Source organism: Vibrio campbellii CAIM 519 = NBRC 15631 = ATCC 25920, assembly GCF_002163755.1.
GTDB lineage: Bacteria > Pseudomonadota > Gammaproteobacteria > Enterobacterales > Vibrionaceae > Vibrio > Vibrio campbellii.
Window position 1 is genome coordinate 2,276,318 of record NZ_CP015863.1, and the last position, 21,805, is coordinate 2,298,122.

At 41.5% G+C, this 21,805-nt stretch carries 19 protein-coding genes, 1 tRNA gene and 1 riboswitch; of the genes, 7 read left to right on the top strand and 13 right to left on the bottom strand.

What is annotated here, in order from left to right; all coding sequences use genetic code 11:
* Position 1: 1 nt before the first annotated feature.
* The 4 genes from moaD to moaA form a co-directional block, all read right to left on the bottom strand.
* Complete coding sequence (gene moaD, locus A8140_RS10905) at positions 2–259, bottom strand: molybdopterin synthase sulfur carrier subunit (RefSeq protein ID WP_005531405.1); 258 nt, start codon at positions 257–259, stop codon at positions 2–4.
* Positions 259–735, bottom strand: coding sequence for a cyclic pyranopterin monophosphate synthase MoaC (gene moaC, locus A8140_RS10910; RefSeq protein ID WP_005531404.1), 477 nt, complete (start codon positions 733–735; stop codon positions 259–261). Before moaC ends, moaD begins: the two co-directional genes overlap by 1 nt.
* 26 nt (positions 736–761) lie before the next feature.
* Positions 762–1,274 carry a molybdenum cofactor biosynthesis protein B gene (gene moaB, locus A8140_RS10915; RefSeq protein WP_005531403.1) on the bottom strand — a complete coding sequence of 171 codons (513 nt, stop codon included), beginning with the start codon at positions 1,272–1,274 and terminating at the stop codon, positions 762–764.
* A 100-nt stretch (positions 1,275–1,374) separates the two neighbouring features.
* Complete coding sequence (gene moaA / locus A8140_RS10920; protein WP_005531402.1) at positions 1,375–2,364, bottom strand: GTP 3',8-cyclase MoaA; 990 nt, start codon at positions 2,362–2,364, stop codon at positions 1,375–1,377.
* A riboswitch (molybdenum cofactor riboswitch) is annotated at positions 2,353–2,486 on the bottom strand. Its footprint overlaps the gene before it by 12 nt.
* Positions 2,487–2,661: 175 nt before the next feature.
* Here moaA and A8140_RS10925 point away from each other — a divergent pair.
* Complete coding sequence (locus A8140_RS10925; RefSeq protein WP_005531401.1) at positions 2,662–3,555, top strand: YvcK family protein; 894 nt, start codon at positions 2,662–2,664, stop codon at positions 3,553–3,555.
* 116 nt (positions 3,556–3,671) lie between these two features.
* Here the strand turns inward: A8140_RS10925 and luxU are convergent, their stop codons facing one another.
* From luxU to uvrB, 3 genes are all read right to left on the bottom strand, one after another.
* Complete coding sequence (gene luxU, locus A8140_RS10930) at positions 3,672–4,016, bottom strand: quorum-sensing phosphorelay protein LuxU (protein ID WP_005531400.1); 345 nt, start codon at positions 4,014–4,016, stop codon at positions 3,672–3,674.
* Entirely contained in the window at positions 4,013–5,416 is a 1,404-nt protein-coding gene (gene luxO, locus A8140_RS10935; protein WP_005531399.1) for a quorum-sensing sigma-54 dependent transcriptional regulator LuxO, read from the bottom strand. Before luxO ends, luxU begins: the two co-directional genes overlap by 4 nt.
* A gap of 343 nt (positions 5,417–5,759) precedes the next feature.
* Entirely contained in the window at positions 5,760–7,790 is a 2,031-nt protein-coding gene (gene uvrB, locus A8140_RS10940) for an excinuclease ABC subunit UvrB (RefSeq protein ID WP_005531398.1), read from the bottom strand.
* Between the two features lie 559 nt (positions 7,791–8,349).
* Between uvrB and A8140_RS10950 the strand changes: the two genes are divergently transcribed.
* A tRNA-Asn gene (locus A8140_RS10950) sits at positions 8,350–8,425 on the top strand.
* Between the two features lie 175 nt (positions 8,426–8,600).
* Here the strand turns inward: A8140_RS10950 and A8140_RS10955 are convergent.
* Together A8140_RS10955 and A8140_RS10960 are read right to left on the bottom strand one after the other, a co-directional pair.
* Positions 8,601–9,041 (bottom strand): hypothetical protein, encoded by a 441-nt coding sequence (locus tag A8140_RS10955; protein ID WP_005531397.1) that lies wholly within the window; start codon positions 9,039–9,041, stop codon positions 8,601–8,603.
* Between the two features lie 19 nt (positions 9,042–9,060).
* Positions 9,061–10,392, bottom strand: a complete 1,332-nt coding sequence (locus A8140_RS10960; RefSeq protein ID WP_005531395.1) for a hypothetical protein — start codon at positions 10,390–10,392, stop codon at positions 9,061–9,063.
* A 955-nt stretch (positions 10,393–11,347) separates the two neighbouring features.
* Between A8140_RS10960 and A8140_RS10970 the strand changes: the two genes are divergently transcribed.
* A complete protein-coding gene (locus A8140_RS10970) occupies positions 11,348–12,841 on the top strand; it encodes a hypothetical protein (RefSeq protein WP_005537180.1) in 1,494 nt (497 codons plus the stop codon).
* Positions 12,842–12,854: 13 nt separating this feature from the next.
* Positions 12,855–13,292, top strand: a complete 438-nt coding sequence (locus A8140_RS10975) for a hypothetical protein (protein WP_005537178.1) — start codon at positions 12,855–12,857, stop codon at positions 13,290–13,292.
* A 679-nt stretch (positions 13,293–13,971) separates the two neighbouring features.
* On the opposite strand, the gene A8140_RS10985 is transcribed toward A8140_RS10975, so the two are convergent.
* The 4 genes from A8140_RS10985 to A8140_RS11000 all read right to left on the bottom strand — a co-directional run bounded on the left by A8140_RS10985 (position 13,972) and on the right by A8140_RS11000 (position 17,210).
* Entirely contained in the window at positions 13,972–14,199 is a 228-nt protein-coding gene (locus A8140_RS10985; RefSeq protein ID WP_005537499.1) for a hypothetical protein, read from the bottom strand.
* Positions 14,200–14,303: 104 nt separating this feature from the next.
* On the bottom strand, positions 14,304–15,791 hold the full coding sequence (sph, locus tag A8140_RS10990; protein WP_080639306.1) for a sphingomyelin phosphodiesterase: 1,488 nt from the start codon (positions 15,789–15,791) through the stop codon (positions 14,304–14,306).
* 122 nt (positions 15,792–15,913) lie between these two features.
* Complete coding sequence (locus A8140_RS10995; protein ID WP_005537286.1) at positions 15,914–16,408, bottom strand: hypothetical protein; 495 nt, start codon at positions 16,406–16,408, stop codon at positions 15,914–15,916.
* Positions 16,398–17,210 (bottom strand): winged helix-turn-helix domain-containing protein, encoded by an 813-nt coding sequence (locus A8140_RS11000; protein WP_005537284.1) that lies wholly within the window; start codon positions 17,208–17,210, stop codon positions 16,398–16,400. Before A8140_RS11000 ends, A8140_RS10995 begins: the two co-directional genes overlap by 11 nt.
* Positions 17,211–18,016: 806 nt before the next feature.
* On the opposite strand from A8140_RS11000, the gene pflB reads away from it, so the two are divergent.
* From pflB to rsxB, 3 genes are all read left to right on the top strand, one after another.
* Complete coding sequence (pflB, locus tag A8140_RS11005) at positions 18,017–20,314, top strand: formate C-acetyltransferase (protein ID WP_005536708.1); 2,298 nt, start codon at positions 18,017–18,019, stop codon at positions 20,312–20,314.
* Between the two features lie 311 nt (positions 20,315–20,625).
* On the top strand, positions 20,626–21,204 hold the full coding sequence (gene rsxA, locus A8140_RS11010) for an electron transport complex subunit RsxA (RefSeq protein WP_005425202.1): 579 nt from the start codon (positions 20,626–20,628) through the stop codon (positions 21,202–21,204).
* A 3-nt stretch (positions 21,205–21,207) separates the two neighbouring features.
* The gene (gene rsxB, locus A8140_RS11015; protein ID WP_005536711.1) at positions 21,208–21,801 is read left to right on the top strand and encodes an electron transport complex subunit RsxB; all 594 of its coding nucleotides are present in this window, start codon (positions 21,208–21,210) and stop codon (positions 21,799–21,801) included.
* The last annotated feature ends 4 nt before the right edge of the window (positions 21,802–21,805 follow it).

A 21,805-nucleotide genomic window follows, 5' to 3' on the forward strand; every position in this document is an offset into this window, starting at 1 on the left:
ATTAGCCCCCTGTTACTGGTGGGAAGAAGGCAACTTCGTCGCCCGCTTTCACTTCAGTATCCAAAGGTACGATAGACTGGTTTACCGCAGCCAGTAACTTGCCTGGCTCTAGCGCTAAATCCCATTTACCTTCTTGATCTGCACCAGTTTCGACCAAATGTGCACGAATCGCTTCAACATTGCTGAACTGCTCTTCGAGTTCTAAGCCATCGATACCAACAAGCTCACGCGTTTGAGCAAAGAAAAGTACTTTAATCATTATTCCGCCTTGAAGTGACCCGATTTTCCGCCTGTCTTCTCAAGAAGACGAACTTGGCCAATAACCATGTCTTTTTGCACTGCTTTACACATATCGTAAATCGTCAGAGCCGCCACAGAAGCAGCCGTTAGTGCTTCCATCTCGACACCGGTTTTGCCTGCAAGCTTACACACAGACTCGATACGTACTTTGTTTTCTGCTTCGATGGCTTCCAGTTGAACTTCAACCTTAGAAAGCAGCAGAGGATGACAAAGCGGGATAAGATCCCAAGCTTTCTTCGCGGCTTGGATGCCAGCGATGCGAGCTGTGGCGAACACATCACCTTTGTGGTGCTGGCCAGACACGATCAATTGCAACGTTTCTGGAGCCATGTGTACGAATGCTTCAGCACGCGCTTCACGTACCGTTTCCGCTTTTGCGGACACGTCGACCATGTTAGCTTCGCCAGACGCGTTGATATGGGTAAATTGGGTCATTGTTTTTCCTTCGCTTTTAGGAAAGGTTATACAGATAGGTGTGGCATAAAGTTACAAGGACGGTGACTTGCATCTAGCTGTTGCTTGATGATCTTCGTCCAACCTGTACGACATGCACCAGTAGAACCTGGCATTGCGAAAATAACCGTGTGGTTAGCAAAGCCTGCAATTGCGCGAGATTGGATCGTTGAAGTACCGATCTCTTCGTAAGAAACCAAACGGAACAACTCACCAAAACCTTCTACTTCTTTATCAAACAGAGGCTTAAGTGCTTCTGGCGTGCTGTCACGTGAAGTGAAACCTGTACCGCCAGTGATCATGATTGCTTGTACGTTTTCGTCAGCAATCCACTGAGAAACGATCGCGCGGATCTTGTACATGTCATCGATAACGATTTGTTTATCAACAACGTTGTGACCCGCTTCTTTCGCTTGTTCAACTAGGTAGCCACCAGAAGTGTCGTTTTCTTCAGTACGAGTGTCAGATACCGTTAGAACGGCAATGTTTGCAGGTTGAAATTTGCTTTCAGCGTGACCCATTTGTTCACCTATTCTCTAAGTTTGCTTTGATACGTAAGGTATCGATTCTGAAAAAATCATCAGAAGCCACGTCAGCTCCCGATGTAAAATCTGATTGGAATTAGCCGCCGATAGACGCAAGATGTGGCGTCATACCTGTATTGCCATCGTGCAAGAAGTGACTAACGGATTTCGTTTGCAGTTGCGCTTGAATACGTTCAATCAATTCATTTTCTTGCTCGTCACGTTCTAACAGGTCTCGCAATTCCACGCCATGATCACCAAACAGGCATAAATGCAGTTTACCCATAGCCGATACACGAAGTCGGTTACAGCTCTCACAGAAGTCTTTTTCGTACGGCATGATCAAGCCAATTTCACCCTTGTAATCTGGATGAACGAAAACTTGAGCAGGGCCATCGTTGTGAGAACGAACTTTAAGTAACCAACCATTGGCAATTAATTGATTGCGAATAGCGACACCAGAAACATGGTGCTTAGCAAACAGATCATCCATTTCTCCCGTCTGCATTAACTCAATAAAACGCAGTTGGATAGGACGATCTTTTATCCAGTTAAGGAAAGCAGGCAGCTCGTTGTGGTTGAGGTCTTTCATCAGCACCACGTTGACTTTGACTTGCTCATAACCCACTTCGAACGCACGTTCGATACCATTCATCACCTCGGTGAACTTATTTTCACCAGTGATTTGATGGAACATACGTGGGTCCAGGCTATCCACACTCACGTTGATGTGCGTAAGGCCAGCTTCACGCCAATCTGCAACTTGCTTCGCCATGCGGTAACCATTCGTCGTTGTGGCGACTTTTTTGATACCCGGCGTGGTTGCAACTGAGTGAATAATGTCAGTAAAGTCTTTGCGTAAACTCGGCTCACCACCGGTGATACGTACCTTTGAGGTACCACAATCTGCAAACGCTTTTACGACACGTTTGATCTCAGGTAGAGATAAGAAAGACGAGTTTTTATTGCCCGATGGCTTGTAGCCGTCAGGAAGGCAATAGGTACATTTGAAATTACATACGTCGGTCACAGACAGACGCAAGTAATAGAACTTACGATGAAATTTGTCTTCGAATTGTTGCGCCACGGAACACCTTTCCAAACACGGGAGGCATAATCATTTCCAATTATGCCCTTGTGACAGTATGTCACTGGCTCAAGACGCCTATCCTTGGACTTAGCATAGTGAGCTCGGAGTTATGGCAACCAGAGGAGATAACCCCCTGATAGCTTTGCCGTGTAAAATACTTAATATTTGTAATGGAATCCAGACTTGAGTGATAAAAAACTCTCTGGAAACACAATTTACCGCTTAGTGAGTACCTCTTTGGCACTCATTAAGTTAAATTGTAGGCGTTTTTTACAAGATTATTAGAAGAACGTAATGAATATCTACACCGATAAGAAAGTGGTCGCAGTTGGCGGTGGTCACGGTTTGGGTCGTATGTTAGCGGCATTAAAAGATTTTGGCGGCAATGCAACTGGCATTGTTGCGACAACAGATAATGGCGGTTCTACGGGCCGTATTCGTCATTGTCAGGGTGGTATTGCTTGGGGTGATACTCGTAACTGTATCAACCAGTTAATTACCGAACCATCAATCAGCTCGATGATGTTTGAGTACCGATTTAAAGGTACTGGCGAGTTAGATGGACACAACCTAGGTAATTTGATGCTGACGGCATTGGACAACCTGTCGGTACGACCACTAGATGCGATCAACCTTATTCGCAATATGCTGAAGGTCGACGTAAACATTCTGCCTATGTCTGAGCACCCTTCCGACCTAACGGCTCTATCAGTAGATGGGCAGTGGGTCACAGGTGAAACCAATGTGGATGAAATGGAAACCGATCTGCGTCGTCTTGATCTGTCACCGGAAGTCCCTGCAACCAAAGAAGCAGTTACGACGCTTTCAGAAGCAGATGTCATCATTCTTGGTCCGGGAAGCTTCTTAACGAGCATCATGCCGCCGCTATTGCTGCCTGAAATTGGTAAAGCGATTGCTGCTAACCAAAAGGCGAAAGTCATCTTTGTGGCAAACTTGAGCCCAGAGTATGGCCCTGCTGGCCGTATGACGATGAAGCAAAAGCTTGAATGGTGTGAGCGTGCGTGCCAAGGCCGTAAGATCGATGTGGTACTGGCTGAAGAGACCGAGCAAGAAGTGCTGGATAACTGGAACGTAGTCACGGAGTCATTGGCTTCAACGAACCGTGATTGGCGCCACGACCGAGACAAACTAAAGCTCGCGATTGAAAATCAATTACTGTCTGACTAGACGAAAAGCATTGAGAAAGCGGCTTTGATTCGGAGCAAACTCCCTAAACAAAAAAGCCTTTCCACACCGGAAGGGCTTTGTGTTTTTGCGTTACGCTTAATGTCTTGCGCGAAACGTTAGTTTGTCCAAGAACGGTAGGCGACAAGAGTGATATGAAGTAAATCGAGCATTTCGCTCGTCTCCATCCCCTGCTCTTGCAATTGATTCGCTTTTGCTTTCTTGTCGATGGCAATCGCTAGTTCACACAATCGATCTGCGCCAAAGCTTGCAGCACTGCTTTTCAATGCATGGCTGATCTCTTTTAAATACAACAGCTGCTCTGAGCCCTGAAGTTCAGTTAAAGTGCCAATGTAGGAGCCCATTTCCCCAAGAAAAATATCAAGCAAAACAGGAACATTATCGCTGCCAATTTCCGCAGACAGTTCTTCAATTTTTTGCTGATTTAATACGTCCGTATTCATACGTTTTGTTTTTCGTCCTTGCTATTCCAAGCTTGCAACTTGCGATAAATCGTTGATGGGCTAACATCCAAATAGCCAGCAGCGCGTGGAATGTTGCCTTCACACGCTTGAATTGCCTGCTCGATGGCCATTTTCTCTGTCATCCAAAGCGGCATAATATCTGACACCGTCATAATGTCAGGTTCAATAAATTTTGCTACCGATTGGCGCACAACAGGCTGATTCAGTGGTGGCGGTAACATATCCAGCGTGATCTCTTTGCCATTGTTCAGTACCACGATATTACGTAATACGTTTTGCAATTGGCGAACGTTACCCGGCCATTCGTAGCTGTTGAATCTTTCAATCACGTCTTGTGCGAAACGGACGAAACTCTTGCCTTCCTCATGAGACATATAACCAAGCAGCGAGTATGCAATTTCAATAACATCTTCACCACGCTCACGCAGCGGCGGAAGGTGCAAAGGAATCACGTACAAACGGTAATACAAGTCTTCACGGAAACGGCCTTCTTGCACTTCTTTCCAAGGGTCTCGGTTAGTTGCACACACAAAGCGTACATCCACGCTCTTCATTTTAGAAGAACCGACTTTTTGGAATGTACCCGTTTGGATAAAGCGCAATAGCTTAGTTTGAAGATCCAAGTCCATTTCACAGAGCTCATCAAGGAACAACGTGCCGCCATCAGCAAGCTCTGCCGCACCTTGTCGGTCATTCGCAGCACCAGTAAACGCACCTTTTACGTGACCAAACAGCTCACTTTCAATAAGGTCTTTCGGGATTGCCGCACAGTTGATGGCGATAAACGGCTTATCACCACGTTTGCTTGCTGCGTGAATCGCTTCGGCACACACTTCTTTACCCGTACCACTTTCACCCGTGATGAAAATACTCGCTTTACTGCTTGCTGCCGAGTCAATGGTACGGTAAACCTGCTGCATCGTTTGGCTACTGCCGATGAAGCCTTGGTAATTTTGGTTACCAGGGTTGTCAGCTTCATTCTTTAATTTGGTTGCTTTGCGGATCGCATTATTCACCGTGACACGTAAACGGTCTGCTTCACATGGTTTGATTAGGAAGTCTTGAGAACCGTGACGCATCGCCTCTACCGCAGTATCGATAGAGCCATGGGCTTTCATGAAGATGATTGGCACGTCTGGATGGCTTTTCTTCACCGCGTGCAATACGTCCATCCCCGTCATATCAGGTAGACGAAGATCGAGCAGAATAAGATCAGGAATGCGATGGTTCAGGCTTTCAATGGCGTCTCTGCCTGTTCCAACAATATTGATATCGATGCCAAGTGGCGTGAGGTAAGAACGGTAAAGTGCCGCAACGGATGCGGTGTCTTCTACCATTAGTAGATAACGAGACTTTTGACCTTCTGTTATTTGTTGCATAGCCTAGCCGATTTTTCGTTGTGTTTTAAATAATAATCGCATTACGCTTTGCATTTTGCAAATAATCATTTGTTAGACTCTGGGTATTCTAAACAAAGTAAACCGAATATCAACAGGTTAAATTATGGCACAAACCATGCTGTATGCCTTTTGACCCCTCGGGTCACCTAGCCAACTGACGTTGTTAGTGAACGACATGTTCACAGAACGAGCCAATAGATCCGACTGCCTATTGGCTTCTTTTTTTGTCTGCAGATTTGGAAACGGGACATGCCCGAGCTATGGTCGTAAACACAGTCACTCGGGCAGTAGATCTGGCAATGAAATTACGCTTAGAGAAGAATTAACTGTTCGCGATAAATTGAGCGCGCAGCTTTTCAATCTCGTCACGTTTCTGGGCCGCCAATTCAAATTCAAGATCTTGAGCGTGTTGGTACATCGCCGCTTCCAAACGACTGATCTCTTTCTCCAACTGTTGTGGAGACATGATCTCGTAAGTCTGAGAAGGCTCTGCCACTTTCGATAGCGGTACTTGCTTAGTATTACGCTGACGCTTAGATTTGGTGATATCCCCCAACTCCATGATGTCTTTAATATTTCGCTTCAAGGCTTGGGGCTCAATACCCATCTCTGCGTTATACGCTTTTTGCTTCTCTCGACGACGATCAGTTTCGTCCATCGCTTTCTTCATCGACTTAGTGATCGAATCTGCGTAAAGAATCGCTTTACCTTTGATGTTACGAGCCGCACGACCAATGGTCTGAATCAATGAACGCTCTGAACGCAAGAAGCCTTCTTTATCTGCATCCAAGATTGCCACCAGCGACACTTCTGGCATATCGAGGCCTTCTCGCAATAAGTTGATCCCAACCAACACATCAAATTCACCCAAACGAAGGTCGCGAATGATTTCTACACGCTCAACCGTATCAATGTCTGAGTGAAGGTAACGAACTTTCACATCGTGCTCGTGCAGATATTCGGTTAAGTCTTCTGCCATACGCTTGGTTAGCGTCGTCACAAGAACACGCTCGTCTTGCGCTGCGCGAATTCGAATCTCAGACAACAGATCATCAACCTGAGTAGCAACTGGGCGAACTTCTAATTCCGGATCGAGCAGACCCGTTGGACGCACAACCTGGTCCGCAATCTCATCGGCTGACTTCTCAAGTTCGTAGTTACCCGGCGTTGCAGAAACAAATATTGTCTGTGGAGAAATCGCCTCGAACTCTTCGAACTTCATTGGGCGGTTATCCAATGCAGAAGGCAAACGGAAACCAAACTCCACCAGCGTCTCTTTACGTGAGCGGTCACCTTTATACATCGCGCCAATTTGCGGTACGGTAACGTGTGATTCGTCGATGATCAGCAAGCCATCGTGAGGTAAGTAGTCAAATAGCGTTGGTGGCGGCTCCCCCTCCGCTCGTCCACTTAAGTAACGAGAGTAGTTTTCGATACCGGAACAGAAACCCAGCTCGTTCATCATCTCAATGTCAAATTGAGTGCGCTGGCTGATACGTTGCTCTTCTAGGAGTTTGTTGTTGTCTAACAGCTGCTTCTTACGCACTTCAAGCTCGTCTTTAATGCTTTCAATGGCATCAAGAATACGCTCACGTGGCGTGACATAGTGCGTCTTTGGGTAAATCGTATAACGCGGCAGGTCTCGCTGTTTGACCACACCAGTCAATGGGTCAAATACGCTGATACAGTCGACTTCATCGTCAAACATCTCTACGCGCACGGCGTCTTGGTCTGATTCCGCCGGGAAGATGTCAATCACTTCACCACGCACACGGAACTGGCCACGCTCAAACGCAACATCGTTACGTGAATATTGAAGTTCTGCAAGACGACGCAGCATGTCGCGCTGATCAATCACATCACCGCGGCGCAAGTGAAGCATCATTTGTAGGTACGACTCTGGGTCACCCAAGCCATAAATGGCCGAAACCGACGCAACAATGATTGCATCTTTGCGTTCCAATAATGCTTTTGTTGCCGATAAACGCATCTGCTCTATGTGAGCATTCACCGACGCGTCTTTTTCGATAAAGGTATCCGTCGTTGGCACGTAAGCTTCGGGTTGATAGTAATCGTAGTAAGAAACGAAGTATTCAACGGCATTATTTGGGAAGAAGGCTTTCATCTCACCGTACAGTTGCGCGGCAAGTGTTTTGTTTGGCGCGAGAAGAATCGCCGGACGCTGCGCTTCTGCAATTACGTTTGCCAGTGTGAATGTTTTACCCGAGCCGGTTACACCCAACAGAGTCTGATGGGCAAGGCCTGCGTCTAAACCCTCTAATAACTGTTTGATGGCGGTTGGCTGATCACCGGATGGTTGATATTCAGAGACCAGTTCATAAACTTTACTCATACCCTTCCTCAAATTTTCTGCAATTTGGCTGTATATATATACACCTTATTAGATGAAATCTACGTCTATTTTAGATTTATAGCTCATTACGATTAATTTTTGCGCTTTCTCTATTTTGGTCTAGCCTTAGTTTGGTGACTCTGTTATAGTCTTCCGCCCTGCTTGATGAAGCTTCCCAGATCATCTAAATTCAGTTTCCACAACTTTTCCCCAAAAATAGCCAATATTATCCTTTATCCCCAGAAGGCTGAATCTTATCCACTTTGCGCAATTCTGAGTTAATTTAAATAAAATACTGTTTTATCTGATTATTCATTGCATATTTCTGCTTAAAAACTCAAACAAAAGCAATTCAGTTGCATATAAAAGATCTTTACTCAGATCTCATCAACACAGTTATCCACAATTTTAGTGGATAAGTAACTCTAGCCCTTTACTGGCAAGGACTACAAAAAAGTAAAGAATAAAATGCATGTTTTTTTGCTAAAAATGTGTTTTTTGGGTGTTGACAGAATTAGGGCTGCTCGGTAAGATTCGACCCGCTTTCACGCAAAGCAATTCCTCCTTAGCTCAGTTGGTAGAGCGACGGACTGTTAATCCGCAGGTCGCTGGTTCGAGCCCAGCAGGAGGAGCCAAATTTAGAAAAGCCGCATCACTCGATGCGGCTTTTTGCGTTTTAATTTTTCGATTTGTTCATCGCTAGATGTTGATCAAAAAAGCCACGGATAAATCCGTGGCTTAGTTAGGCTTTAAAGCTATCAGTTACTCGTCAAAATGCGTTAACTCCAAATAGAGTCAATTCATTTACGATTAAAGTCGACGAGCAATCGTATCCATTAGAACTGCGGCAACTTTATCATCACCAGCTTCATCACCTTTACTGTAGGTGTTGATCTGACGCTTTGATGAGTCGTGGATATTAGTAATCGCTACCACTTCCCTCTCGATACCAAATCCAACTAGCTTAATCATTAACTCTTTATTTTTAAAAGAATCGCCAACGATCACGATAGAGTTAAAATCTTTAAGTAACTCTTTGGTCAAATCTTCAACTTGAATATCATTACTATTAATGAAAAAGATATCCGCAGACTTCGAAGAGCTTCGCTCTCCAGCAGACTTAAGTTGGATTTGCTTCATCTCATTGAAAACACCATTATCTTGGGTTCCAATCGTAGATAGGCTTGCAGCATGAGAAGCCAAAGACAATAACAGTGTACTTGCAAAAATAGTACTTTTAACAAAATTCATTCTCTTTACCCTCTAATAATTAAAGAATTGTTTCTTTCATAACGCGGAAGGTTTGACCCTTGTCATCAACAATACAATCGGTATCTATCGTAATGCCGTAGTTAGATTCTCTTTGGTACAACTTCGACTCGTTCTCATTAATTGTCCAGTTGTCACCATAAGTATTAAGGTAGGCACGCGAAACGGTGACGGCGTTACCAAAGACAAGCTTTTGATCTTGGCAAGTATTCCAATCAGAAGTGTAGTTTTCCTGCCACGTCTCATAACTCTTTAGATCGTAAACTCGGTAAAGGTCTTCCCCCCAGATTTCGGCAGCATTCTTTACATGCCAAAATTCTGAAGATGGATTATCTGCATAATAACCAGCTTCTCCCACAGCTCTTGTATTAATAGTCTGGACAACCGAGTGGCCAATATCATTACCTTCATCAACTGAGGTGTAATTCAACATACTGTGTGTCTGGCTACTCTCTTTAGTTTGGCTAAAACCAAAGCCAACACTCAGACCAGCAGACGGACCGTCTGATTTGCTCGCTTCAAAAGTACCAGTAATATCAAAGCTAAAAGATGTACTCTCAGCGAGAGAAATCTCCTTATTCACATTGCTCGAGCTTGGAAAGCTTTGCTGATTCACAAAAAGATTTCCATAACGGTTTTGAGGAAGACAGTAGTCGTTACCTTTATCGTTTTCACACTCTTCAGCCAAATATTTCCAAGTTAGCCTTGATTGCTCTTCAACATCATTTGGCGCTTCATTAACTGCTTTTTTACGAGCGAATCTGTAAGCATTTTCGCCAGACATAAAGTTAAATTGAGAGTTTCCATGGAACATCTGACCCATGTAGCCTTCTCCGTACCAAAAGTGCGGAGCAACTTTTTCATCTACCCATTCAAAGTAGTAGCCACCGTCAGCAAGGGTTTGGCGAGTCACATTCATGCTGCCATCAACCGCCATGATATAGTTCGTCTTGTTTGACTGAGAAAACATCAACAGATCAATAGTTCGTGCGACATCAATCTGTTCACGAATTTTATAGTCTTCCTCACCATAGTGATACGCGCCATTCTGAGAAGTGATGATAAATTGCTCTTCAATTTGACCATCTTCTATTCTTGCATGCTGACAAAGATTCGAAATTTTTCCCGGTAATTCCTGTTGTTCTAAATGATTGTTAATGTACGCTACTTTGGCGTTGAATATGTCACATGCTGTCGCCGGATCGTCGTAAGCAACATATTCATCAGCTCCCTTAAAGTAAGCATCATCAATTCCTGGGATAGGAGATGCATGAGCGTAACCCGATAACATAGAGACTGTTATCAAGCTCAGGCTGAAACTTTTTATTTTCATCATTTGTTCCTTTTAATCGTGTTTGCACCAATGTCGATACCTCACTAATTTAACGAGTAAAAAGAATCTATTTACAAATAAGTGGCAATAAAAACATCAATTCTATTTTTAATTTTTCCTGAGTAGCTATGAACGTATTTCTGAGTATTTAACAAGTATCAAAAAACTGAGAATTTGATATAAAAACCTAAAAATATTTAGATTTCTCCTCCTTAGATCTACGGTAGCTATGGTAAGTCAGCCGTCCTCGTTTAGTTCTAAATGAAAGCCCGGAGTGACCGATATTCATTCTTTTTCGCCATATAAGTAGCTCTTCAAGTGATTCAACTTTCTTTATTTGATTTTTTCAAAATATCCGTCAAAGTTCACAATTCCACACCTTACAGAGCAACAAACCGCTCTAACTTTTTATCACTCATTCTCAGCTAAAGGTTTCCTATACCTTTAGCTAAAAATCACAGTAATCGATTAACTAAACAACTTAATGGTTTAATGAATTATTTATATAGAACTATCGAAATTAAAGAATAAGTTGAAAATTATATAAAGTGCACTTAATTCCTCTTTTCGTAACTTACTTAAGGAAAGTCATATTCCCCCCTCCGACAAACACACTCACAATATATTGATAAAAATAAAATATTCAATTAAAATTTATATAACCTATCTATATTATTTAGAAAAATAAAAACACCAAACTTATCATTAAAATTCAATAAATTACAAGATATTGGTTTAATTTCAATAAAATAACAAAGAACATTATATAAAACAAGCCTTAAATTAATTTCACATTTAGTTCTCTTTTTAATCATATTTTTTTTATGATTTCAATTAAAGAAAAAGCCATTATTTCAACCCTAAAAGTTGTGATAAAAATACATATAAATCGAAAAATACAATTTTTGGGCGTCAGACTTTTATAAAGTTTCAAATTATACAAATGGAGTATTTAATGAAATTTAAGCTTAGTTCTTTAGCGCTTGCTCTACCCTGCGCTATTCTGTCTTCAGCTAGTAGTTATGCTAGCAATACACTGCCACAATGGGAAGGCTCCCAAAAAGTATTTAGTAGTGTCGATAAAACCGTTGATCCTGAGCGCCTCTGCCAGACTTTCAATACCTTGACAGTACAAGCTAATAAATGGCTTCAAGACAACAACTATCCTGACTCAACGGTAAGTCAAGACTTATGTACAGCTGTTGTGGTTCAAACCAATTACCCTTCGCTTTATTTTTACGACATAAAAGATGCAGCAAGCTGGGACACCTTTGGTTATCGCGAATATTGGCTCGATGAACAAGTAGATGTCACTGAGGAAGCCGGATTAATTCTATTGTCTGAAGTAGTTGGAAAAACTAAACGTGCTCGTTACATGCTATATAACTTAGCAGGTGCAGATCTAGTTCAACAATTTGGTCAATATGATTACACACAAAATATAGGCCCAAATCACGACCATTACTGGGATTACTATGGTCTGCACTTTACTCAAGATCCTAACGTTGCAAACTCTGATGGGCAAATAATGCCAACATTTTGGTGGCGAAGTGGGTCATCGATGTCCAACATTCTATCAAGTACTTGGCATAATAGTAGCTTTCAAGCTTTTATGATCGATAGAAGTAATAAAGAACTTTATAACGATGTGAGAAGCGAAGCTATCAGTTTCCTAAGAGCAACGGGGCAAGCAACAACTGAAGAAGCGATAGAACAAGTTCTACCACATTTCTACTACCAGACCTGTTCTAAAACTGGGATTACAGATCCCCGCTGTATACCTGGTGGAGCAGAGAATGGAAACTTCATCAAAGTACCATATATGTTCCCAGAATCGGATAGCAACGGTCAATACAGCCATGGTACTAGCAGTACTGTCGGTGTTTCGATTGAAGCAGGTGGCGAGGTCTCAGGCGACGGTCCAACTGCTGGATTCAATATTGGCGTGTCACAAGAATTTACGGAAGAGTTCTCTAGGGAGGGTCAGATCATGACTCTTGATAGAAGCGATCTAAGTGGCAACTTTGGCGGAGCATGGATATATAAAATCGACCCAATTGGCATGAGAGGCATCAAAGAAGCGGCAGCGATCGAAGAAACTGGTTACATGGAAGACCGATTCACGAATGCAAATACAGTCATCGGACAAGAAGCATGGAAGACAATTGATTTATCAAACCAAATTGACTGGCAAGAAACAATGACAGCAGACAACTGTCGCAATGGTGAATCTAGAGAGATGTGGTTTATGAACACATACGACCTAGCACGTACAGCCCTAAATATATACGATTACGAATCAGGTTTTAGCTCGGTAATCGAAACACATGAAGGCGGTTACTATGGTAACCCTCGTCCAATAACTGCGATTTCTCGCGGCTCGATCATTAAAGTCGACACAATCTGTGAAAAAGGTTTGCGCATCGCTAAACCTGGCTTGTTACGTTAATAAGGAAACAAAAATGAAAAAAACACTTGCTACTCTGGCGATGCTTTCCGCTTGTTCTGTAAATGCTTTAACACTCAGTGACTATGTACCAACAGACAGTGCTCTAGTTCAATCAATTCATATGACTACAGAGAGTCTATTGAGAACAAAGTCCTCAGATTTACCTGATAAAGACATATTAATCATCGATACATCAAAGTTGACCGAACATGACTATCAAGTAAACGAGCTAAAGCAGTATGATAGTTTACTCTTAGTTGGTGGTACCGAACATGTACAAAAAGCAATGCTCACGCTATTTGGTTTTTCAGTCAGCGGCGATGCTTTGCTAGTCGACAATATCAACGGTCCAGAGCAAATTAAAATCAAAAGATATGCCCCAAATATGGAAGTGCCTGTCGAGCAAAAAGCAGTTGGACTTCTTAAAATGCTAAAACCTGAGAGCAAATAAAACTCGACTAAAATAAATTATAACCAAGAAGCCGCAGAGGTCTAACCGAAGCGGCTTTATTATATAATCAGAAGCCTCCCCCTTCTTAGATGAAAATCCAAACTTTATAAAGTTGGTAGCATCTTAATCTAGCAATTACCCATCCCTGGGTTACTATTAAAATAAAATTAAACAATATTTATTTTTCCTTATAGTTCAATATTAATATACCAGAACCAAACGGCCCTAAGATCTATTCGAAAATGATGAAGATAAGTAAAATAAGTTTTTAGTTGATAAATTAAAGTTTGAGCTATCAGATTAAAAGCTCGTTTCGAAAAAATAAATTGAATAAATACAATAAAGGTAGAATGAACTACGGTCAACTGAGATTTGGATTGAATGAAAAAGAGATCGTTTGGCAGAGATAAAAAAGAGAGAAATTCTTCATCTTTTAGAGATTTTTCTATCATTACGTTATGATATTTAGAGCTTTGCCACTCACGCTTATTAAGAACTTGTTGACTACATTATTCAGATTGTTCAAATAATACACTGTAGACGTATCCAATGCTCACTATGTTGACCAATGGAGTTCACTACCTGAAAAACCAATGTTTCGTATGAAAAGGTTACCTTGGGAATGGTTTAATCAATAGCCACTTATATCTTCGTTTCGATATCTAAATTAAAATAAGAATTAGCCGTCAGATTCTAAAAAATTTGTAACATTTCTTTCTTTATTCTCAGCACTAATTTCCCCTTTAAATCCCTGATAAGAGTGCTTAATAAGAAAACCTCTTGCTGTTTTAAACGTCAAACCAAATTGACATATGTTTCGTCTTTTCCGCCAGACGGTTAAATCATTAAGGTTTTCAATTTCTTCTAGTTTGCCTTTAATTTTTTCAAAATATCCTAAGAAATTCATGTAAACACCTAGTGTTAATTTGAATAAAATGAAGCCACACTTTGTGCGGCTTCATAAACTAATTAAATTATTAAAAGGAGATGCTGCTCATGTCATCTAAATTTTTATTTGTAAGTCAAATTACCGTACCAATCAATATATTTAAAATCTTCCATCTCAATGATAAATAGTCCGTTATTGCTAACTGGAAGACCGTTAGTTGCCGTAATATACCCATTATCAAGTTCAAGATACTTATCTTCTGATGCCCACAAAATATTTGCATGATCGTACATATATACAACGTCACCATCCCTAATGCACCCTTTAGATTCACCCTGACGGCTTATTTTCATAAAATCTGAAGAATCATTATCTTCGGTATAATATGTACTACCACTGTAATTCCAGTAGTAATCTTTGTAATCATCTCTCCTTGAGATCTGCACGTAGTCGTTGTCATGAATACAAGTACTATTATATGGAAACCAATTATCTAGCTTAAATTCAGCACTCGCCATCTCACCATCGATTCCGTAAGAAAGCCAGCCATCAGAAGCATATTGATCGGCATATATGTATTCACCAGTTAGACTGTTTTTGAATTTGACAGAGTTATAAGGCTTATTACTTGGACGTATACTGTGAGTTGGTGTACTCTCATCCGCATATTCAAATGCGGAAACCGGGAAATGGTCAGAATATTCATAAAAGTAATAAGGTTCTTGTGTCCCGGGTAGTTCGACTCTCTTAGATACAACGTCCAACACCTGATTATGCCAATTTTTAGGCTGTTTGTGGCTACGTTCGACAAGAACATAGTCAAGTAGTTGCCCTTTTACGTCAGGGTAGTTCGCGTGCGTTAAAGCGTTGGTAGCAGGATCCCAAGAATATGGCACGCCCGCATAGTTTGTTGGTTCTGATACATTTAAAGCTTCAAGCATTGTAAAAAACTCTTGCGAATCTCTCGCTACATTTAAATCACCAGCAATGAAAAACATTTCGTCAGATGGACGATTTGTACGCAAAACGTAATTTTCGATTTGAGCGAACTGCTCTTGTCGCACAACATTAGGTGGGATACTGCAGCTATTGTCATCAGCCTGAACATGCGTACCAACAATATTGTATCGCTCTCCGTCTTTGTTAATAACAGCATGAATGAAACCTTTTTGAGATGCCCAGTCAGCGCCACAGCCATCTTTAAAGATCACTTGAGCCTTGTATTCAATAGGATATCGACTCAATATAATCACACCACCATCTTCGAGCGTTGCAGGGCGCCAGCCTTCAGTTCGGTCCCAGCCGTCCTTAGTTCTGCCGACAACAGGTGTACGATATCTAAACTTCTCAGCCAGGGCATCTGTAAGTATTGTGCTCGCTTTATTATCGAAAACCTCATTCAAAATGAGCACGTCAGTTCCATCAAAAATAGACGAGTTGGCCAACAAGTCCGCCCTTTTATTGGGATTTGTTCCACCAACGAAAATGCCAAGACGATGCTCCAACATGTAAACGTTATAGGTCATTATCTTAGGTGGAGAACTTGCCTCGTTGGCGTGTACTATAAAATTTGCTAGTAAAACAAATATAGCTAATGTATATCGAATCATGATTCGTTGTCTCTCGTGAAATTACAGAGCTATAATTTCATAATAACACAACTATCAATAGTTAAATTTATCTTAAATAGTTCTGAAAATAGCATTAATGGATTAATTGACTGTTTAACATGTTAAAAGTCTTCTCGTTTTCCCAACTTTACAGCTATCATCTTTTTTACAGGACTATTAGATATAATAAGCCTATAGTTATTCGGCAGTTTTTCTAGTACCTGAACTGATTTAAAAAAAGACAGCTTTCTTCTTGAATCAAGATACTTATCATAGACTAAGAGTTCACCACCCGGATCATTCATATCAAAATCATTGATATACTCTTGATTAATGTTTACGCTGAAAATCCCTGTCTTGTTTGTGTGAAAGTTACCTTTTGTGAAAATGTCAATGCTCTTGTCTAATTCGTTAAGGACTGTGACTGCTTCAAATTTTTCATTTCTTATAACAACGTCTAAATACTCTTCTGCAATCAATCCACCACCTACCGAAATATAAAGCGTTTTAACATTAACCAGAATTTGATTTTCTTTTTTCAAACTAAGATAAATCGAAGCAATCATTAAACATAGGGCGATTAATAAAAAATAAACACTTTTATTTTTAATGTACATAATTTTTTAATTCTACAGCAATGATATCAACCATGCTTTCAATTGATTTAGGAGAGTCAAACATAACGACAAGATTTATAGGTTGGGAAAATGGTTTAAGTATTACGATAGACAACGTTTCATCTGAATGAGCAAGGATAAGTCGATCTAACTTACCTTGTGCAACTTTCTCACCAATCAAAGGTGCTACGCCTTGCGCAAGCAATTTTGCTTCTTCTTGATCATCGCAATAGACTGTGATGTGTTGTGCTGAAAATAGTTTTGTTAAAGGCAACCAACCACCTAATCTTGCATTTTTTTCTTTAAAAAGAAGTGGAAAAAGCACCGCGATGGACACAAATAAGCAGCCAATCATAAGGTATAAATGATTGCGATGGAGTTTAGGTCGAGCTCTGTGGACGATTTCAGTTTCCAATTCGCTGTCTTTTAGCTCAGACTCTTGAGACAAAGATATAGCCTGATTTCGAACCCTATCTTTCTCTGCCCCTTCCCATGAAACCGCATCTTCTTCTAATTTATACCCAACCTTTGCGACGGTCTTAAGGTACTTTTGAGCTTTCCCGTCGTCTTCAATTAAGGTTCGTATCGCGCTTATAGATTGAGTTAAGGAACCCTCAGATACATGCTTCCCTGGCCAAGCACCTTTTAATAGCTCTTCTTTTGTTTTTATTTGACCCGCACTTTCACAAAGCATCAGAATCACAAGATGGTCATGGTAACCAATTCGCTTCTCTTCATTTTTGATTAAGTCGGTCACTAGCGGATGATCAGAATTTATTAACCAATTCTTAATTTTATACATGGATTAACCTATAAACCATATTTTTTATACTAATATATTTTTCATGGAAAATAATGTCTCTGATAAACTAACATTCCAGTTTTACTTTCACATTTAATAAAATGAGTTTCAAATGATATTATTATCACTTTAGTTTGGCAAATCGATAATGAATTAAATAAAATAATCATACACAACAAGCACATACGCATGTACTAAAAAAAAATCAATGACGCCTCCAGCTTGGATTTATAAATTATTCACAAAAAAATGAGAGATAATTTCATGACTATAAATATAATTATTAATGAATATTAAAAACAATTAATAAGATAATTAACCGCAATGTTAAAATGCACATTTGGTTACATTTTAATGATTTTACAGGTCAGAATGACATTTTATTTAACAATATTAAGTATGGATTGCATAAAAGGATAAAGCTGTATAACAAACTGTATTTTTTTTGGTCATTTTTCGTACTATATAATATTACAGGTAATTTAAATATCATGGATGTACGCTTTAACTTGGAGCTGTAATATTTCGACTAGCAATATCAATCTATAATCTCGAATATTAGTTTCCTTCGAGATAACCGTTAAAATTGTCAATATCTGTACAAGACACGTTCAAACAAAACCATTTGATGTTGTTGCAATGCGCATAACCAGTTGAATTTAAAGTCAATGCATAATAGTCATCTAAAAAATGAAAAGCATTCATTTTACTCATAATCTGTAAATCCATACGATTAACAGGGTTAAGAATGGTTCCGTCCTACTCGTCGCCTCCATTCTATTTATCAATAATTTAGGGATTTACTAATGACTATTCCGACGACTGATATGCTAGACGCATGGGCTGGATTCACCGCTGGTGAGTGGCAAAACTCTGTCAACACTCGTGACTTCATCCAAAAAAACTACACACCTTATGAGGGAGACGAGTCCTTCTTAGCCGAAGTTAGCGAATCAACTTCAGCATTATGGAACCAAGTGCTTGAAGGCATTAAACAAGAAAGCCGCACACACGCTCCTGTTGATTTCGATACCGATCTGCCATCAACGATTACTTCTCACGATGCGGGTTACATCAACAAAGATCTGGAAAAGATCGTTGGCTTACAAACCGATCAGCCTCTAAAACGTGCAATCATCGCCAATGGTGGTATTCGCATGGTGAAAAACTCGTGCGAAGTTTATGGCCGCGAATTGGATCCAACGCTTGAAAAGATCTTCACTGAATACCGTAAAACTCACAACAAAGCGTGTTTCGATCTTTACACCAAAGAAATCCTAGCGTGTCGTAAATCAGGCATCATCACTGGCCTTCCTGATGCCTATGGTCGTGGTCGTATTATTGGTGACTACCGTCGTATCGCCCTTTACGGTATCGACTTCTTAAAAGCGGACAAAAAAGAGCAATACAACTCGACACAAACTTTCCTAGAGTGCGGTGGCGATCTTGAGAAAACGCTTCGTCTACGCGAAGAAATTGCAGACCAAGTTCAAGCACTTGAAGACATTCGTCAAATGGGTTTGAAATACAACATTGATATGTCGCTACCTGCAAAAACAGCGCAAGAAGCGATTCAATTTACCTACTTTGGTTACTTGGCCGCAGTTAAATCACAAAATGGCGCAGCAATGTCATTAGGTCGTACATCGACTTTCCTAGATGTTTACCTAGAACGTGATATCGCAAATGGCTTGATTGATGAATCACAAGCGCAAGAGATGATCGACCACTTCATCATGAAACTGCGCATGGTTCGCTTCCTTCGTACACCAGAATACGATTCATTGTTCTCTGGCGACCCTATCTGGGCAACAGAAGCAATGGCTGGTATGGGGGTTGATGGCCGTACACTAGTATCTAAGACGACATTCCGATACTTACATACGCTACATACTATGGGTCCTGCTCCTGAACCAAACATGACGATTCTTTGGTCAGAGCAATTACCTGAAGCGTTCAAGCAATACGCGGCAAAAGTGTCAATTGATACCTCTTCTGTTCAATACGAAAACGACGATCTAATGCGTCCTGATTTCGACAATGACGACTACGCGATTGCATGTTGTGTGAGCCCACAGATTGTTGGTCAGCATATGCAGTTCTTTGGTGCACGTGCCAACCTTGCAAAAGCGCTGCTTTACACTATCAATGGTGGTATCGACGAAAAATCGAAAGCGCAAGTGGGTCCGGTAGTGGACAAAGTTCAAGATGAAATTCTCGACTTTGACGCTTTGATGCCGCGCTTCGACAACATGTTGGAATGGCTTGCAACACAATACGTGACAGCGTTGAACATCATCCATTACTCGCATGACCGTTACAGCTACGAAGCATCACTGATGGCATTGATGGATCGCGACGTGCACCGCACTATGGCGTGTGGTATTGCAGGTCTGTCTGTTGTCGCTGACTCTTTGGCGGCAATTAAATACGCGACCGTGAAGCCTTTTCGTGATGAAGATGGCATCGCCGTTGATTTTGAAATCGAAGGTGATTATCCAAAATTTGGTAACAACGATGCTCGTGTCGATGACATCGCTTGTGATCTGGTTGAGCGCTTCATGAAGAAAATTCAGAAGATGCACACTTACCGCGAAGCAGTACCAACTCAATCGATCCTAACAATCACATCTAACGTGGTTTACGGCAAAAAAACGGGTAATACACCAGATGGCCGTCGCGCAGGTATGCCTTTTGGCCCGGGTGCAAACCCAATGCACGGTCGTGATGAAAAAGGTGCAGTTGCGTCTTTGGCATCGGTATCTAAACTGCCGTTTGCTTACGCGAAAGATGGTATTTCTTACACCTTCTCAATTGTGCCTAACGCACTGGGTAAAGATGAATTAAGTCAGAAGAAAAACCTAGCCGCGCTAATGGATGGTTACTTCCATCACGAAGCAAGCAACGAGGGCATTGCAATTGAAGGTGGTCAACACCTTAACGTCAACGTTCTGAATCGAGAGATGTTATTGGATGCGGTTGAACATCCAGAGAAATACCCTCAGTTGACGATTCGAGTGTCCGGCTACGCGGTACGTTTTAACTCGCTAACTCGAGAGCAACAACAAGACGTGATCAGCCGAACGTTTACAGAAAAACTGTAATCGTGAGATTGTAAAATAATCAAAGCTCATGCCTTTAACTCATTAGGGGTATGAGCTTTTGTCGTTTCTGGCGAACCATACGAGTGATACCAAAACCATCAACAACGCGTGCGTTAAATCAGTGGCGGTAATTGCGTTTCTCTTGGTTAACAACCATTCATCAAACTTTTCAATTTCTGATTAATTCATCCGCTCACATCACATACACGTATAATTTTCCATCGAGTGCATAAAACCACACCGTTCTCTGGTTGTTATTGGGGTCACAAAACACGATAATATTGGGATCGGATTTTAAGAACGTAATAATTATGACCGAATATATTTTGTTGTTGGTCGGCACTGTGCTGGTGAACAACTTTGTACTGGTGAAGTTTTTAGGCTTGTGTCCTTTTATGGGCGTGTCTAAAAAACTGGAAACAGCAATTGGCATGGGCCTAGCTACAACTTTTGTACTAACGCTCGCGTCTGTGTGTGCATACTTGGTGGAAAGCTATGTTTTGCGTCCACTGGGCATCGAATATCTACGAACCATGAGCTTTATTTTGGTGATCGCTGTTGTTGTACAGTTCACCGAAATGGTCGTGCACAAAACCAGCCCAACGCTGTATCGTCTGCTGGGTATCTTCCTACCTCTGATCACAACGAACTGTGCGGTTCTAGGTGTTGCTCTGCTTAACATCAACGAGAACCACAACTTTATCGAATCGATCATTTACGGTTTTGGCGCAGCGGTTGGCTTCTCCTTGGTACTGATCCTATTTGCGTCAATGCGTGAACGTATTGCCGCCGCTGACGTACCTGTGCCATTTAAAGGCGCATCGATTGCGATGATCACCGCAGGCCTTATGTCTCTCGCCTTTATGGGCTTTACAGGTTTGGTGAAGTAAACGATGAGTACGATTTTAATTGCGATCATCGCTCTTGCTGCCCTCGCAGCGGTTTTCGGAGCGATACTCGGTTTTGCATCGATTCGCTTCAAAGTCGAAGCGGATCCAATTGTCGATGAAATCGACTCTATTCTACCGCAAACTCAGTGTGGTCAGTGCGGCTACCCGGGTTGTCGTCCATACGCCGAAGCAATCGCGAATGGCGACAAAATCAATAAGTGTCCTCCTGGTGGTCAAGCGACCATTGAAAAACTGGCGGATCTAATGGGCGTTGAAGCCGAAGAGTCGGCACACGATCTCGACAGCAAAGTCAAAACCGTTGCTTTCATCCATGAAGACATGTGTATCGGTTGTACCAAGTGTATCCAAGCATGTCCTGTGGATGCGATTGTTGGTGGTACTAAAGCCCTTCATACCGTAATCAAAGACGAGTGTACGGGTTGTGACTTGTGCGTTGCGCCTTGTCCAACTGACTGTATTGAAATGATTCCTGTGGAAACCACCACAGAGAGCTGGAAATGGAAGCTTAATGCCATTCCAGTGGTTAACATTACGGATGCTGCCAATGCAGTGAACGTGACTGATTCAATTAAATAAGGTT

Excerpts from the sequence above, each read along its gene's own strand:
- A8140_RS10975 (WP_005537178.1), top strand. The coding sequence starts at position 12,855 with ATGAAAAAAACACTTGCTACTCTGGCGATGCTTTCCGCTTGTTCTGTA.
- moaC (WP_005531404.1), bottom strand. The coding sequence starts at position 735 with ATGACCCAATTTACCCATATCAACGCGTCTGGCGAAGCTAACATGGTC.
- rsxB (WP_005536711.1), top strand. The coding sequence starts at position 21,208 with ATGAGTACGATTTTAATTGCGATCATCGCTCTTGCTGCCCTCGCAGCG.
- A8140_RS11000 (WP_005537284.1), bottom strand. The coding sequence starts at position 17,210 with ATGTATAAAATTAAGAATTGGTTAATAAATTCTGATCATCCGCTAGTG.
- moaB (WP_005531403.1), bottom strand. The coding sequence starts at position 1,274 with ATGGGTCACGCTGAAAGCAAATTTCAACCTGCAAACATTGCCGTTCTA.
- A8140_RS10955 (WP_005531397.1), bottom strand. The coding sequence starts at position 9,041 with ATGAATTTTGTTAAAAGTACTATTTTTGCAAGTACACTGTTATTGTCT.
- moaD (WP_005531405.1), bottom strand. The coding sequence starts at position 259 with ATGATTAAAGTACTTTTCTTTGCTCAAACGCGTGAGCTTGTTGGTATC.
- uvrB (WP_005531398.1), bottom strand. The coding sequence starts at position 7,790 with ATGAGTAAAGTTTATGAACTGGTCTCTGAATATCAACCATCCGGTGAT.
- pflB (WP_005536708.1), top strand. The coding sequence starts at position 18,017 with ATGACTATTCCGACGACTGATATGCTAGACGCATGGGCTGGATTCACC.
- A8140_RS10995 (WP_005537286.1), bottom strand. The coding sequence starts at position 16,408 with ATGTACATTAAAAATAAAAGTGTTTATTTTTTATTAATCGCCCTATGT.
- A8140_RS10960 (WP_005531395.1), bottom strand. The coding sequence starts at position 10,392 with ATGAAAATAAAAAGTTTCAGCCTGAGCTTGATAACAGTCTCTATGTTA.
- A8140_RS10985 (WP_005537499.1), bottom strand. The coding sequence starts at position 14,199 with ATGAATTTCTTAGGATATTTTGAAAAAATTAAAGGCAAACTAGAAGAA.
- sph (WP_080639306.1), bottom strand. The coding sequence starts at position 15,791 with ATGATTCGATATACATTAGCTATATTTGTTTTACTAGCAAATTTTATA.
- rsxA (WP_005425202.1), top strand. The coding sequence starts at position 20,626 with ATGACCGAATATATTTTGTTGTTGGTCGGCACTGTGCTGGTGAACAAC.
- luxO (WP_005531399.1), bottom strand. The coding sequence starts at position 5,416 with ATGCAACAAATAACAGAAGGTCAAAAGTCTCGTTATCTACTAATGGTA.
- A8140_RS10925 (WP_005531401.1), top strand. The coding sequence starts at position 2,662 with ATGAATATCTACACCGATAAGAAAGTGGTCGCAGTTGGCGGTGGTCAC.
- luxU (WP_005531400.1), bottom strand. The coding sequence starts at position 4,016 with ATGAATACGGACGTATTAAATCAGCAAAAAATTGAAGAACTGTCTGCG.
- A8140_RS10970 (WP_005537180.1), top strand. The coding sequence starts at position 11,348 with ATGAAATTTAAGCTTAGTTCTTTAGCGCTTGCTCTACCCTGCGCTATT.